The sequence below is a fragment of the Pedococcus sp. NPDC057267 genome (assembly GCF_042668795.1).
Taxonomy (GTDB): Bacteria; Actinomycetota; Actinomycetes; order Actinomycetales; family Dermatophilaceae; genus Pedococcus.
In genome coordinates, this window is the sequence record NZ_JBHUYG010000104.1 from 1 (window position 1) to 14432 (window position 14432).

Here is a 14432-nt window from a genome sequence, read left to right on the forward strand (position 1 = left end):
ATGGTCACCGTGCCGCTGGCGATGCCCGCCCTGGCAGCATCGTGCGCCATCGTGTTCGTCTACACCCTCGGCTCCTACGAGGTCCCGTGGCTGCTTGGCGCGGCCGCGCCCGAAGCGCTTCCGGTGACGGCATACCGGCTGTTCTCCTCGGTCGACCTGGCTGCCCGACCCCCCGCGGCCGCGGCCGCGTTGACCCTGACCCTGTTGTCCGTGGCCGCACTTGGTGCCTGCGCCGTGCTCGTTCGCCGCATCGGGGCGTTGCGATGACCTCGCCGGTACCGGCCTCCGTGCGCTGGCGCCCCCAGGTCGGCTGGGCGGCGCTCGCTGCGGCCTCGGCGCTGCTCGCACCGTTGGCGCCGCTGGTGCTTTGGGCGGTGGCGGACCGGTGGGCGTTCCCCGCGGTGCTGCCCCAACGGTGGGGCGTGCGCGGGTTCAGCGAGGCCCTGACCGCACCCACCGGGGCCGCTGTGGGCCGGTCCGTAGCGGTGGGTGCTGCGGTCGCCGTGTGCGCCAGCGTGTTGGGAGCCGCGGCCGGGCGCGTGGTGGGCTGGAACCTCATCCGGCACCGCGGTCTGACCGTCGCCCTGCTGATGACGCCAGTCGCGGTTCCCCCCGTGGCGGTCGGGATGGGCCTGGACACCGTCGTCCTGCGCTCCGGCATCCCCCAGACCGGCGCGGTCATCGTCATCCTGACGGTGTTCGCCCTGCCGTACACCGTGTTCACGGTGGGCAGCCGGTACGCCCACCTCGACCCGGCCCTGGAGGAGCAGGCCCGCCTGCTCGGCGCCACCCCCGCCCAGGCGTACACGCGGGTGACGGTTCCCAGCCTGGCAGCCGCACTCGCGGCTGCGGCGTTCATGTCGTTCCTCGTCGGGTGGACCGACTACACGGTGACCCTGCTGGTCGGTGGCGGGCAGCTGGTCACCCTGCCCATGCTCATCGGCGCAGCCGCGTCGTACGTCGGCAATGAACCCGTGGTCGCGGCCCTGTCGCTGCTGTCCGTGCTGCCGCCGCTGATGCTGCTCGCGCTGGCAGCCCAGGTCGTGCGCGCCCTCAACCCGCCGACGTCCCAACCTGCCACCAAGTCCCGTCCCGCAGCTGGAGGCCCCACACCGTGAGCACCACCAACCCACCCCGCACGGGACCGGACTCCGACACCTCGCCGCGCACCCGAACCCGCCAGCGCCGCGCCGGCGCCACTCAGCCCACCAGCATGCGGCCCTCCAACCGCGGGACGCTGATCACCCAGAACCTCACGTTCACCCATCCCGGCAACGATCGCCCGACCGTCCAGGACGCCACCCTCGCCGTCGGCGCCGGCCAGATGCTCGCCCTCATCGGGCCCTCAGGTTCGGGCAAGACGACGCTGCTGCGGCTCATCGCCGGGCTCGACCTTCCCGAGCGTGGGCAGGTGCACGTGAACGGTGTCGACGTCACCGCGGCGCCGCCGCAGCGGCGGGGAATGACGATGATGTTCCAGCGGCCCCTGCTGTTCCCACACCTGGACGTCCTGGACAACATTGCCTTCTCCGACCGGGTCGCGGGCGTTCCTCGTCGGCGGGCGCGGGCCAGCGCGACGCAGTACCTGGACCTGGTGCGCCTGTCGGGCTTGGGCCGCCGGCGTCCGCGCATGCTGTCCGGTGGGCAGGAACAGCGGGTGGCGCTAGCTCGAGCACTCGCCTCCCGAGCGGGCATGCTCCTGCTGGACGAACCGTTCAGCGCCCTCGACGCGACGGTGCGTGTCAGCATGCACGAGCTGCTTGCGGAGGTCCGAGCCGTGCTGGAGCCCACGACCGTCATCGTCACGCACGACCTGGACGAGGCCGCACAGGCCGACACGGTCGCGGTGCTGACCGGTGGCCGGGTGGCGCAGGTCGGCACCCTCACCCAGCTGTACGAGCGCCCGGCCACCCTGGAGGTGGCGCGCGTCCTGGGCGGATTCAGCGAGGTCGCCGGCGTGGCACGCGACGGTGTCCACCATTCCAGCGCCGGCCGCGTGCCGTTGCCCGACTCGGCGCGTGGGCTGTCGGGGCCGGCAGTGCTGCTGCTGCGTTGCGAGGGCTTGCGCCTGGTCCACCTCTCGAGCCCGGACGTGGTGTTCACCGGCGCCGTGGCGTCCGTGCACCAGCACGGGCTGCGCCAGAGCGCGGTGGTCCACGTCCACGCGGCCACGCCGGGGCAGGAACTGCGCCTGGTTGCCGAGCTGGGCCTGGGCGACAGGGTTGGTCCAGGCGACCACGTGGGTGTCCGGTTCACCGGTGTCGGTGTGGCAGCCCTGCCGTTGGCGGCAGGGGAGTTCCCCGGCGGTCCCGCCTGGGCCTAGGCGGTCACCAGCGACGTCGTCACCGATGCCTGCGAGGTGACGAGCCGGTGCACCGGGCACCGGTCGGCGATGGCCATCAGTGCCTGCACCTGCTCGGGCGGCAGTGCCGGGTCGAGGCGGATGTCACGGTGGATGTGGTCGACCAGGCCGGTCGCGGACTCGCAGGTTGCGCAGTCCTGCGCGTGGATGCGCGAGTGCGTGAGCGTGACCGTGCTGGGTCCGAACGTCCAGCCCTTGCGCTTGGCGTACATGCGCATCGTCATCGACGTGCATGCGCCCAGCGCGGCCAGCAGCAGCTCGTACGGGTTCGGACCGGCGTCCGACCCGCCGGCGGTGGCTGGCTCGTCCACGACCCAGGAGTGCCCGCGGACCCGGGCTAGGTGCTCGTAGCCGACGGTCGCGGACTCCTCGGTGACAGTCACGTGCTCGGGGCCGGGGTTGCCCTGCTCCGCAGGCGTTTGCGGCCCGGACGCCGGGGTGGGAACCGACCCGCGCAGTTCCGCGGTGCTACCCGAGCCAGGGTCACCGACGTACCGAGCAGCCCACGGCACGATGATGGAGGCGGCGAACACCGCGTCGGCGGGCTCGGTCATGAGGTGGTCGGCGCCGTCGAGGGCGACGAAGGACTTCGGGTGCCGGGCAGCGTCGAACAGCACGCGGGCGTTGTCGATGCCGACGACCTGGTCCTGCGGAGAGTGCATGACCAGAAGCGGCCGCCCGAGCCGAGCCAGGCGTTCACGCTGCGGCTGCAGCTCGACGTCGTCGAAGAACGAGGACCGCAGCCGGAAGGGGCGGCCACCGAGGCTGACCTCGCGCGCCCCATGGGCGTCGGGTTGTCCGGAAGTCAGCAGAGCCGTGACGTGGGATGGGTGCGCGGGCGCACCGATGGTGACCACAGCCCTGCTCTCGCGTATGGACTCGGCCGCGGCGACGACGGCTGCCCCGCCCAGGAAGTGACCGACCAGCAGGGCCGGGGCCCGGTGGTGACGGCGCAACCAGGACGCGGCAGCGAGCAGGTCCTCCACGTTGCCTGAGAACGTGGTGTCCTCGAACGCGCCGTCGCTGTCGCCCAGGCCGGTGAAGTCGAACCGCAGCACACCCCAGCCGCCGCGAGCCAGGGCGTCGCCGATGTGGGCGGCCGCGTGGGAGGCGCGGGTGCAGGTGAAGCAGTGCGCGAACAGGGCGAACCCGAGCGGCGGCCCGGACGCAGGCACATCCAGCGTGCCGACCAGCTCACGACCATCGGCACCGGGGAAGCGCACCGTGCGACTGGACCGGCCCCCGTCGCCGGGGTTGTTCGTCGGGTCCACTGGCGGTCAACTCCTACGGGTCAAAGCGGGGTGCCGCGGGCACGGCTGCGACGTCCTGACCGGGCACGCCTGGTGAGGGAACACGCTGAGGTCCGCCACCGCTTCCGGGCCCCCACTCCCCACGTGTAGTGGAAGCAACCGTGGACGTGGGCGGGTTTCCGCAGCGAGCCGCCACCAACACGGAATCGCCGAGACCCCGAACGGGTCACCCGCCAGTCGGCGAGCGGCTCACGACCGGCCGGGCCCTCCGGCCGTCCACCCCTTTGCGGAAGGACACGTCATGACCGCAGTCACCCACACCCACACCCCACCCCTGCCGTGATGTCCCGCACCGTCACCGGTGCCGTCGCCGGCCTGGCCGGTGGTGTCGTCTTTGGCGTGCTCATGCAGATGATGGGCATGATCACCATGATCGCCATGCTCGTGGGCAGCACGTCCACCCCAGTTGCCTGGCTGGTGCACCTGGTCGTGTCCGCTGCCATCGGCGCCGGTTTCGGCATCGTCCTCGGAACCCGCGCCGCAAGCCTCACGAGGGGCGTCGTGCTCGGGCTCGTGTACGGGGCCGTGTGGTGGGTCCTGGGGCCGCTGCTGCTGATGCCGGCCAAGCTCGGCATGCCGCTGTTCACCCTCGACTCTACCGCGGCGAAGTCCCTCATGGGTCACCTGCTGTTCGGGGTCGTGACGGGAGCCGTGTTCGTGACCCTGAACCGCCGGCACACCTGAGCTGACCAACCCCGCCCCGCCCGCCTGTGCCACGGTGAGCCGTGGCCGACGGGCGCCGGCGTGCAACCGCACCCGGGACGCTCCCCAGCGACCGTCCCAGCGCCGACCGCCCTACCCACCCCGGCCCGGCACAGCAGCCGGCCACCACACCCGAGGAGAAGCCCCCATGGAGCCCCCCTACAACCTGGTCGTGCTCGGCGCCGGCATGGCCGGCGTGGCCGCTGCCACCAAGTGCGCCGCCGCCGGCTGGCGCGTCGCCATCATCGACCCCCTGCCGTACGGCGGCACGTGCGCGCTGCGCGGGTGCGACCCTAAGAAGATCCTGCGCCGCGGCGCCGAGGTAGTCGAGGCCGCCCGCCTCATGCAAGGCAAGGGCATCGACACCACCGACCTGCGCATCAACTGGACCGACCTGATGCGGCACAAGCACGGGTTCACCGACGCCATCCCCGACTCCGTCGAGTCCGGCCTGGCCGACCACGACGTCACCACACTGCACGGCAGCGCCCGCTTCACCGGCCGCAACGAGGTCACCGTCGGCGCCACCACCTACACCTCCGAGCGGTTCCTCATCGCCACCGGCGCCAGGCCCCGGCCACTGACCTTCCGCGGTCACGAGCACGTCGTCGACAGCACCCACTTCCTGGACCTGGCCGCCCTGCCTGGGCGCGTCCTGTTCGTCGGTGGCGGGTTCATCTCCTTCGAGTTCGCCCACCTCGTGGCCCGGGCCGGAAGCCATGCCACCATCGTCGACCGTGGTGCGCGCCCGCTGAAGACGTTCGACCCTGACCTGGTCGACCTGCTCGTCGACCGCGGGACCGACGTCGGCATCACGATGCGACGGCGCACCAGCGTCGTCGACGTCCGCGCGGCCGACGGGGCGTTCGACGTCACCCTCGAGTGCGACGGGCGGCAGGACGTCGTCCAGGCCGACCTGGTCGTCCACGGCGCCGGACGCGAACCCGACCTCGACGGGCTCGACCTCGCCGCTGCCGGCGTGGCACACACCAGCGGCGGGGTCAGCGTGCACCCGCACCTGCAGAGCACCACCAACCCTGCCGTGTGGGCGGCCGGGGACTGCGCCGACACCCCCGGGGCGCCGTTGACGCCCGTGGCGGTCTTCCAGGCCAAGGTGGCCGCGTCCAACATGCTCCGCGGCTCCACCACTGCACCGGACTACGCCGGCGTCCCCACCAGCGTGTTCACCATCCCCGAGCTGGCCCGCGTCGGCCTGCTGGAGTCCGAGGCGCGCGAGCAGGGCATCGACCTGCGTGTGGCGTTCCACGACACCAGCGGCTGGTACTCCAACTACCGCGTCGGTGAGACGACCGCTGCCACCAAGGTCCTGATCGACCAGGCCACCGAGCGCGTCGTCGGCGCCCACCTCCTGGGGCCCGACTACGCGGAGCTGGTCAACACGCTCGCCCTGGCGGTCAAGCTTGGCCTGACGACGCGGCAGCTGAAGTCGGCAACGGCGGCCTACCCCAGCGTCGGCTCCGACCTGGGGTCGATGCTGTAGACGCCCCGCTCGACCGAGCAGGCCACGACCGCCGGCGCCGACCCCGCCTGACCGGCCGGGTCAGCGCAGGACGGTCAAAGGCAGCAGCCGGCGCAGCTGGGCGTTCTCTGCCGGGTCCAGGACGCTGTGCTGCACGCACGCGGGGACGAGCTGGCCCGTTTCGGGGTGCGCCATGGCGTAGGTGCACGCGGACAGCCGTTCCTGGGTCTGCCTCAGGCGCGGGTCGTCCGCGACGGTGCCGGCCTGCATGAGCGCCCACGCGGGCGCGACGTCGGCGGCGTCCATGAAGTTGTGCACCACGAACGTCATCGGGCGCACCCGACGGGCCCGTACCGCCCCGACGACGTCGCGCCATCTGCCGGCTCGCGCGACCGCCGACCGGGCCCACCGCGCGGCCGGCACCACGTCGCCCGGGTGGACCGCGAGCACGCGAAGCACCTTCCCGGCCAAGGCGAACCTGCCGGACCCGCCGAAGTTCACCCCACCGAAGTGGGCCAGGAACGCGTCGCGGGCCGCGAGCTCGACCGGCCGCTCGTGGTGGACGACCGGCTGCCACGACCGGCCGACCATGGCGCCGAAGGCGGTCCTGTTGCAGCGGGTGTCGCCGAACTGGAACGCCCGCCACGACACGGGCTGTCCCAGACCGGCCTCGACCTGGTTCCACACCGCATCGATGGTGACGTCCTGGTAGCCCTGCCCCCAGCGGCGGTCGTCACCGACGAACGCGGCCGGCTGGAACGACAGCATCTGGTAGCCCATCGAGGCCACGTTGGCGACGACGCCGCCGACCTGCTCGAGGTTGGCCGGGGTCACGGTCATGTTGTGCGCCAGGTACGACCGCACCCCGTGACGAGTCTGCAGGGTGTCGAACATGGCCACGAACCCGGCGCGGGCCTGGTTCAGGTCTGCCTCGGTGCGCGGCCGGGGTACGCCGCGCCGTCCCCGCATCAGGGAGTCGAAGTGCGCGGCGAACGACACCCGCGGCAGCCGCACCGCCCCACCTGGGCCGAGGACGAGCTTCTCCAAGTACTCGTAGTCGAAGTCGCCGTGGGTCATGGACATCGGTTCACGGCCCGCGGCCCGCATCGCCAGCAGCGCCTGCGCGTGGTCGTCTGGGTCCAGAAGGCTGACCTCGCCACCGATGAGCTGGGCGTGCGCGCGGGGCCCGCGAAGGCGCCGCAGCAGCCCCATCTGCGCACGAACCTGCCCCAGCGTGTGGGACCCGTCGACGCGGACCTTGTTCGCGTCCTTGGAGTGGTAGCACGGCGAGCACGTCAGGTTGCACTTCGGGAACACCCCCGTGAGTGCCCTCGCAGCCCACGGCGTGGCGCCCGAGCAATTGCGCAGGCGTCTGTGCCCCAGCCGGGAGGGCGGCCCACCGCTGCGCGAGGACCTGCCGGGTCTGCGGGTCGACCGGCTCGGTGACCTGCCAGGCCGTGACCAGCATCCGGCGCAGTCCCATAGGTAAGCCCTTTCCCTGCGAGCAGTGAGTGCCAGCTCCACCAGCGGGCCCCACCCGAGCCTCTCGGACGCGCGGTCGGTACGGGCACGGCATGCCGGCGTGCACGTGCGGAACCCAGTGAACCCGCTCAGCGCTTCCCGCACAGCCGAGGTCGCGGTCGGGGTCCGGGTCCGGGTCGGGAAGGCTCGGCGTCGGTCAACGGGTTGCACCAGTGCATCCCGAAACGTCCAACCCCCAAGGAGCCACCATGCCCCGCATCCCCGCGCACACCCTCGACACCGCGCCTGAGGCGTCCCGCCCGACCCTGGACGCGCTGGGCAAGCGCATGGGCAAGATCCTCAACATCCACGCCGGCATGGCCCACTCGCCGGTCGTCCTCGCGGCCTACGCGGCCATGTCTGGTGCCATTCGCGAGCACGGCACGTTCGACGCCCGCACCCGCGAGACCATCGCGTTGGCGGTCGGCAGCGCCAACGGCTGCGAGTACTGCCAGTCAGCGCACACCGTGTCGGCCAAGAAGGCTGGTCTCAGCGAAGACCAGACAGTGGCAGTTCGTGCTGACGCGATCGACTTCGACGACAAGCTCGCCGCCATCGCCACCATCGCCCGGCAGATCGCCACCGACACCGGCACCGTCACCGACGCGGCATGGCAGCGCGCACTGGCCTCCGGGTGGACGCAGGAGGAGCTCGCCGAGACGTTCGCCCACGTCGCCGTGAACCTGTACACGAACTACTTCAACCACTTCGCCGGCACCGAGCTCGACGTGCCGGCAGCGCCAAGGCTGACCGCCTGAGGTCCGAGCGGGACTGGGCTGGTGGGTGGCGCCTGCCGATGGCCCCACACGCCCACCCCACCCACGCCCTGACGCCCGCCTCCACCGTGAACGGTCGGGGGTCCGCCGCTGGGGTCAGCTCTGCTCCATCGGCGGGAATGGTGGGACGCTTGAACCGGGTTTCGCTCACGAGAACTGACCATTTCCCCGCTGGGAGGTGCCATGGTCACCGTGCCGCCCCTTCACCATCGCGCCGGTCGATGACGCCCGCCGGGCCAAGAACGCGGCGAGCTCGCCGGAGCGTCCTGGCAGCGACTGCAGTCGTCTGGGCCATGTTCGCGGTGGCGGGATGCGCGGGCCCGAGCGCGCGCCCAGGGTCCGGTCCCACGACGAGCGCGGAGTCACCGTTCGCTCACATCGGTGCCGTGCCGGCGACCGTGACCGGTGCCCGGTTCGACCCGTCCACGTTGACGGGCAAGCCCGTCGTCCTGTGGTTCTGGGCGCCGTGGTGCACCATCTGCCGAAGCGAAGCCCCAGCGGTCAACAAGGTCGCAGCCGACTTCGCCGGCAAGGTCGACATCATCGGCGTCGCCGGGCAGGGCACCAAGGCCGCCATGGCCGACTTCGTCAAGCAGACGCACACCTCGGGGCTGACCCACCTTGCCGATGTGAACGGCACCGTGTGGCGCGAGTACGGCGTGTCGGTTCAACCGTCGTTCGCGTTCATCACTCAAGACGGCCGCGCCGACCTGCGTGTGGGCAGCCTCGACGAAAAGACCCTGCGCGCCCGCATCGCCGAAGTTGCAGCAGGCGCGGCCACCTCCACGGTCAGCCTGCCACCCGGGCAGACGTGCAGCCGGGCACCCGACGGGACACTTCTGTGCGGGTCGGCCGGGCCTGGGCAGCCAAAAACCACGATCCCGCAGCCCACGGGCACGAGCACCCCTTGACGCCCCCGCCGGCTCCGCTTCCCTTCCCTGCGCGCTGGTTGGTCAACCGGCGGTGCGACGGTGCCGCATGAGGGCCGCCGTAGCTTTGGCCATTACTGCCGGCATGCTTGCCGCGTTCAACCCATGCGGGTTCGCCCTGCTGCCCGGGTACCTGGCTCTGTTCGTCGGACAACCATCGTCCAGGGGTGGGGTCCTGAGACGTTCCCTGGTCGTCGGGTCGTCCGTGACCGCCGGCTTCGTCGCAGTATTCGCAGCAGTGGGGGCAGCCGTGTCAGTGCTGTCCCTGACCCTGGGCCCATGGCTCTCGGTCGTCACGCTGGTCGCCGGTGCGGCACTGCTCGTTGTGGGAATCCTGCTGCTGTCGGGGCGTGACGTGACGCTTCGGACGCCCAGGGCCCGCGCCCATGTCGACGGGTCCGTCCGTGGAATGGCCGCCTACGGAGTCGTGTACGCCACCGTGTCCCTGTCGTGCACGCTCCCGGTCTACCTCGCCGCTGTCGTGACGGTGTTCTCCACCGGCCCGGCGGCGTCGGTTACCGGTGTCGCGGCGGCGGTCGCCTACGCGGCCGGGATGGGGCTGGTCATGACCGTGATGGCGCTCGCCGTGGGGTTCGTGGGCCGAACGGCCGCGACTCGGGTCCGGCCTTGGACCCGCCACGTGGGCCGGGGGTCCGGCGTCATCGTGACCGCGGCTGCCGCGTACGCGCTGTGGTACGGGTGGATCGAACTTCAGACGTACAAGGGCAACACCGTCGCGCCCGGCCCGGTGACGTGGGTGGCGTCTGCCTCCGGAACCATCGCCACAGCAATCACCCACCTGGGTGCCGGGACGGTCTTCCTTGTTCTCGTCGGCGTCTTGGCCATCGCGGCCGGCGTCACGATGTTGCTTCGCCGTCGTCGCTCACCGGCGCGACGCGACTCCCTCCGAGCTGTTGGTCGACGGTCGGCCCGTCGGTCCTGATCGGGCACACACCGAGCCTCACGTAGGGCCTGCTGTCAGGTCCGCACCGTTGGAGAGGAGGTCGGACGACCGGAACGCCACATATCGGAAACGTCGATGACGCGACTCCAGGACTGGACAGCGAGCGTGGACAGCCTGGCATTGGACGCAGGCCAGAAGGCCGTCGATCCACGCAGCACCTTCGGCCCCGTACGAAGTTGCAGGAGTTATCACACGAGCACTCGTGAGGCGCCAGTGACCCAACTGTCCGGGGAACCGGGTCAGGCTCCGTCGTGTCGATGGTCCGCAACGGTGGAGACCCGGGAGCGTACGGCGTCATGTGTCTGGTTGGTGGCGTCGCGTACGCGGGGAGCATCGCTCTCCTTCGCCGACGACGCTGATGGTGCCTGCGAGTGTCCACTCGGCTGCCGTTAGGACCTTCGGCTGCGCGACGTGCGTCCAGCGTGGCTTGGCGTGATGTGGCGTTCGTGAGATTAACCGGCAGCGACCCGTTGCGGGCAGCAGATGACACATGAGTCCTGCCTAGCGACCGTCCACTAGCTCCCACACCCTGCGTCAAGGCGCGCCCCGGGACTGCTGATGGCGGGCCGCCAGGATGAGCAGGCTGGTGCGGGCAGATCACCGTTCATCACCTGCCGTACTGCTCCCGGGCTAGCCTGAAGGCCACCAATGAAGCGCCACGGGATGTGAAGGACGCGGGAATGCGGACGCGAGAGTCAGAGCTGGTCGACGACCGCTACGTCCCAGGTGACGTGATCGGTCGAGGTGGGATGGCGGACGTGTACCGGGCCGAGGACCGGGTGCTGCAGCGCCCAGTGGCCATGAAGGTGATGCGCGAGGTCGCGACGGACCCGCGTGAGTTGGCGAGATTCGACGCCGAGGTTCGGACGTTGGCCCACCTCAGCCACCCTGGTCTGGTGCCGGTGTGGGATGCAGGCACGTGGGACGACCGGCCCTACCTGGTGATGGAGCTGATCGAAGGCCCGACGTTGGCCGACTGCTGCCGGGGAGTGGCGCTAGACCCCACACGGTTAGCGGCGATCGGTGCTGAACTGGCATCCGCCGTCGCCTACGTGCACGCATCTGGGGTGGTGCATCGAGACATCAAGCCGGGCAACGTCCTGCTCGACGCCAACGACCGGGTCCGGCTCACCGACTTCGGCATCGCCAAGCTGCTCTCAGATACCTCAAGACACACCGCAACCGGCACGACGATTGGCACGGCTGCCTATCTGGCACCCGAGCAAGTTCGCGGGGAACGGGTCGACGCCGCCGCCGACGTGTACTCACTCGGGTTGGTCCTGCTCGAGGGCCTAACCGGACAGCGGGCATACCAGGGCTCTGCCACAGAGGCCGCCTTGGCCCGACTCAACACCCCACCGCACGTGCCTGCCGCCTTGCCACCGGCCTGGCGCAGGCTGCTCGTGCAGATGACGTCGCTGGAGCCGGACCTGCGACCGACCGCGGACCAGGCAGCAGCGGCCTTGTCGGATGTCGCGGCGGGAGAAGACCCCTGCACGGCAACTGCGGTGATCCGCAGCCAGGCAAGCCCCACACAGGTCCTGACCGAGCCCCGACCTCGAGGCCTGGTCCACGCGGAGTCAAGCGGCAAGCCAAGGCCACGGGGCGACCTGGCACCGTTGCTCCGGACTCGGCCAGGTGTCGCTGCCCTTGCCGGACTCCTGGTGGTTGTGGTCGCGACAGCCGTGCTGTTGGTAGGGAAGTCCGGGGGCCCACCCTCGGATGGGCAGTCCCCGGTTCCGTCCGGTGTACCCAGCCGCCTCCAGGAGCCGCTGAGAGACCTGCACAACGCGGTTGAGGGTCGGCAATGAGGATGAGCCGATGGCACGTGGCCCGCGCCTCCACTACCTCCCTGATCGCAGCCATCGTGCTCGTCGCCGGGGCCTGCAGCGCGAAACCCACGCCAGACGCCGCCGTGCCCCGCTTGAAGTCAACCCTTTCTCGCGTGGATGCCTCCCTAGCCAGCGGCAACTACACACTTGCGCGTACGACGCTGACGTCGCTGATCGCCCAAACACAAACAGCCCTGCAGGACGGAAAGCTCAGCCAAGAACAAGCAGACCGCATCCAAGCCGCCGCAGGGCGCCTCCTTTCGCAGCTTCCAGACCCGCCCACCCACACCCCCCCATCGACCACACCGGCGACACCGCCACCATCGAAGAATGCGCCGCCGGACGACAACGGCGACTGAGCCACGATCAACGTGACTCATCGGCGTGGCAAGGGACTTCACGATCACGAGCCAGATCCCCGTGTCAGAGACCCCGAGCAAGGCACCCAACCTCGGCGGCCCTCCGGCCGGGTACCACGTGACCTCCACGACACGGTGACGCCTGCCCGTCGAACTCGGCTCGCGGACGGGAATCTCAGCGGCGCCGGCTCGAGCCTGTGTGGTCTTGAAAAGCCTTGCCGGCGTCAGTGAGGTCGGCACCGCCGGTTTGAGCCGACCGGCGACGCAGTACCAGCGCAACCTGGACCTGGCCGCGCCCGTTCTTCGCCTAGGCCGTGTCGGGTTCGCCAGGGGGCAGCGACCCGGATCGGACTCACAGCACCTGAGCCGCGAAAGGGCCCGAACGCCCGGATGTGCTGGCGATGAGCGCGCCACGTCATAGGACGCATTCCCGGTGGGGCGCCGACACCGCGGCGTTGTGGCGACGACCGGGTCGGCACATCAGTGTTGCCGGCCCAGGCCGGCGCACCCCGGGATACGACTTCGCCGCCTGACCAAGCCAGACGCCCGTTCACCACGAATGCCTCATCGTGGCCGTCACGAGGACGGCCGGTCTGGAGTCACCGTCTCATGCGAGCCAACGTCTGCTGTTTCGCCGTCGCCTCGGTCCTGGCCCTGGGTCTGCCCGCCTGCGGCAGCTCACCGGAGAACACGGGTTCGCCAACCTCGGCTTCCTCGTCGACGTCGAGCCCCATGCCCTCTGCGACGTCGCCCGCAGCGACTCCGTCGACGACCGCGATGGCGAGCACGATCACGATCAAGGACTTCATGTTCGAGCTCCCGGCCAGCGTGAGCCCGGGAGCGCAGGTGACCATCAAGAACCTCGACTCGCAGGCTCACACGGTCACGTCCAAGAAGGGGGGCTTCGACGTCAAGGTGGATCCCAACGGGACAGCCACCCTCACGGCGCCGAAGAACCCCGGTAGCTACCCCGTCGTGTGCTCGTTCCACGCGAACATGAGCGCCACGTTCGTCGTCAGGTGACCACCACCCCCGCCGGTCGCGCGGACCGCCGCCGACGACACACACGCCGCCCGGCCGCTGTCCTGGCGCGCGGACTGGTGGTCCTCGCACTCGGAGTGGATGCATTCATCCACTTCCGGCTGGCTGCGGGTTACCAGAACGCTGCACCCGGTGGCATCGGCACGGGCACCGTGTTCCGTCTGGAGGCCGTGGCCGCCTCCCTCGTCGGCCTGTGGGTCCTTGTCCGCGGAAGCCGCGCGGCGTATGCCGCTGCTGCGGTCGTCGCGTTGAGCGCTGCCGTCGCCGTGGTGCTGTACCGGTACGTGAACGTGCCGGCAGTGGGGCCGTTGCCGGCGATGTACGAGCCGGTCTGGTACTTCCAGAAGACGCTCAGCGCCGTCGCGGAAACCGCCGGTGGTATCACGGCCGCAGCCGCCTGCCTCCGTTCCGCGAAGAAACGCCCACACGAGGATTTCTGAGCAGCCTGCGCGAAAGACATTCGGCAGCGAGGCAATCCGTTCGCGGCGGGTGAACGAATGCCGGGTACAGAGCACAACCACGGGCGGCCATTCCTCTTGGTCGCAGGACAAGGGAGTCATTGCATGCGCACCTCCACCAAGCTCGCCGCCGTCGCGCTGGGCACCACCGCGCTCATGCCGTTCCTGGCAGTGGGCGCCGCCCAGGCGGCTGACGGCACCACCACCGCCACGCTTCGCCCGGTGGCCCTCAACGGCGTCAACGCCAGCGGCACCGCCAATGTCGCGGTCCACGGCACCACCATCGACGTCACCATGGCCGCCACCGGCCTGCTGGCCAACCAGCCGCACGCCGCGCACATCCACTTCGGCGCCGACGCCCGGCACGAGTGCCCCCTGGCCACCGACGACACCAACAAGGACGGCCACATCAACACCACCGAGGGCGGACCCGCCTACGGTCCGATCGTCGTGTCCCTCACCAAGACCGGCGACACCTCCCCCAAGAGCGGACTGGCGGTCGACCGGTTCGACACCGCGCCCGGCGGCAAGCTGAACTACGAGCGCGGCAGCATCACCGTGTCCCCCGACGTCGCTGCGGCGATCACCAGCGGCAAGGCAGTGGTCGTCGTCCACGGCGTCGACTACAACCACGACGGCAAGTACGACGGCGCCACCAAGAGCGACCTCGACCCGAGCCTGCCCACCGAGGCGACCGA

At 70.6% G+C, this 14432-nt stretch carries 15 protein-coding genes and 1 pseudogene; 13 read left to right on the top strand and 3 right to left on the bottom strand.

The window, feature by feature from the left end; all coding sequences use genetic code 11:
* The 3 genes and pseudogenes from ACFUC1_RS17595 to ACFUC1_RS17605 all read left to right on the top strand — a co-directional run.
* Positions 1–267 (top strand): annotated as a pseudogene (locus ACFUC1_RS17595) (ABC transporter); the annotation flags it as partial.
* Positions 264–1118 (top strand): ABC transporter permease, encoded by an 855-nt coding sequence (locus tag ACFUC1_RS17600; RefSeq protein WP_379122116.1) that lies wholly within the window; start codon positions 264–266, stop codon positions 1116–1118. The pseudogene ACFUC1_RS17595 and the gene ACFUC1_RS17600, both read left to right, overlap by 4 nt.
* Positions 1115–2323 (top strand): ABC transporter ATP-binding protein, encoded by a 1209-nt coding sequence (locus tag ACFUC1_RS17605; protein WP_379122118.1) that lies wholly within the window; start codon positions 1115–1117, stop codon positions 2321–2323. The genes ACFUC1_RS17600 and ACFUC1_RS17605 overlap by 4 nt, the downstream gene beginning before the upstream one ends.
* Here the strand turns inward: ACFUC1_RS17605 and ACFUC1_RS17610 are convergent.
* Positions 2320–3585, bottom strand: a complete 1266-nt coding sequence (locus ACFUC1_RS17610) for an OsmC family protein (RefSeq protein WP_379122120.1) — start codon at positions 3583–3585, stop codon at positions 2320–2322. The two genes, ACFUC1_RS17605 and ACFUC1_RS17610, sit on opposite strands and share 4 nt — an antisense overlap.
* 369 nt (positions 3586–3954) lie before the next feature.
* On the opposite strand from ACFUC1_RS17610, the gene ACFUC1_RS17615 reads away from it, so the two are divergent.
* Both ACFUC1_RS17615 and ACFUC1_RS17620 read left to right on the top strand, forming a co-directional pair.
* Positions 3955–4356 (top strand): hypothetical protein, encoded by a 402-nt coding sequence (locus ACFUC1_RS17615; RefSeq protein ID WP_379122122.1) that lies wholly within the window; start codon positions 3955–3957, stop codon positions 4354–4356.
* A 166-nt stretch (positions 4357–4522) separates the two neighbouring features.
* Positions 4523–5875: a dihydrolipoyl dehydrogenase family protein gene (locus ACFUC1_RS17620; protein ID WP_379122124.1), complete on the top strand. Its 1353-nt coding sequence runs from the start codon at positions 4523–4525 to the stop codon at positions 5873–5875.
* Between the two features lie 60 nt (positions 5876–5935).
* Here ACFUC1_RS17620 and ACFUC1_RS17625 read toward each other — a convergent pair whose 3' ends face one another.
* A complete protein-coding gene (locus ACFUC1_RS17625; RefSeq protein ID WP_379122126.1) occupies positions 5936–7171 on the bottom strand; it encodes a hypothetical protein in 1236 nt (411 codons plus the stop codon).
* A gap of 413 nt (positions 7172–7584) precedes the next feature.
* On the opposite strand from ACFUC1_RS17625, the gene ACFUC1_RS17630 reads away from it, so the two are divergent.
* The 5 genes from ACFUC1_RS17630 to ACFUC1_RS17650 all read left to right on the top strand — a co-directional run bounded on the left by ACFUC1_RS17630 (position 7585) and on the right by ACFUC1_RS17650 (position 12235).
* Positions 7585–8133, top strand: coding sequence for a carboxymuconolactone decarboxylase family protein (locus tag ACFUC1_RS17630; protein ID WP_379122128.1), 549 nt, complete (start codon positions 7585–7587; stop codon positions 8131–8133).
* A gap of 404 nt (positions 8134–8537) precedes the next feature.
* Positions 8538–9062 carry a redoxin domain-containing protein gene (locus tag ACFUC1_RS17635; protein ID WP_379122130.1) on the top strand — a complete coding sequence of 175 codons (525 nt, stop codon included), beginning with the start codon at positions 8538–8540 and terminating at the stop codon, positions 9060–9062.
* Positions 9063–9165: 103 nt separating this feature from the next.
* Positions 9166–10023, top strand: coding sequence for a cytochrome c biogenesis CcdA family protein (locus ACFUC1_RS17640; protein WP_379122132.1), 858 nt, complete (start codon positions 9166–9168; stop codon positions 10021–10023).
* Positions 10024–10724: 701 nt separating this feature from the next.
* A complete protein-coding gene (locus ACFUC1_RS17645) occupies positions 10725–11855 on the top strand; it encodes a serine/threonine-protein kinase (RefSeq protein ID WP_379122134.1) in 1131 nt (376 codons plus the stop codon).
* A 17-nt stretch (positions 11856–11872) separates the two neighbouring features.
* Positions 11873–12235, top strand: coding sequence for a hypothetical protein (locus ACFUC1_RS17650; protein ID WP_379122136.1), 363 nt, complete (start codon positions 11873–11875; stop codon positions 12233–12235).
* Positions 12236–12834: 599 nt separating this feature from the next.
* On the opposite strand, the gene ACFUC1_RS17655 is transcribed toward ACFUC1_RS17650, so the two are convergent.
* A complete protein-coding gene (locus tag ACFUC1_RS17655) occupies positions 12835–13035 on the bottom strand; it encodes a hypothetical protein (RefSeq protein ID WP_379122138.1) in 201 nt (66 codons plus the stop codon).
* On the opposite strand from ACFUC1_RS17655, the gene ACFUC1_RS17660 reads away from it, so the two are divergent.
* The 3 genes from ACFUC1_RS17660 to ACFUC1_RS17670 all read left to right on the top strand — a co-directional run.
* The gene (locus ACFUC1_RS17660; protein ID WP_379122140.1) at positions 13013–13258 is read left to right on the top strand and encodes a cupredoxin domain-containing protein; all 246 of its coding nucleotides are present in this window, start codon (positions 13013–13015) and stop codon (positions 13256–13258) included. The genes ACFUC1_RS17655 and ACFUC1_RS17660 overlap by 23 nt on opposite strands.
* A 77-nt stretch (positions 13259–13335) precedes the next feature.
* A complete protein-coding gene (locus tag ACFUC1_RS17665; RefSeq protein WP_379122141.1) occupies positions 13336–13716 on the top strand; it encodes a hypothetical protein in 381 nt (126 codons plus the stop codon).
* A gap of 123 nt (positions 13717–13839) precedes the next feature.
* Positions 13840–14432, top strand: a 593-nt coding sequence (locus tag ACFUC1_RS17670; RefSeq protein WP_379122143.1) for a hypothetical protein, incomplete at its 3' end; no start/stop codon positions are given.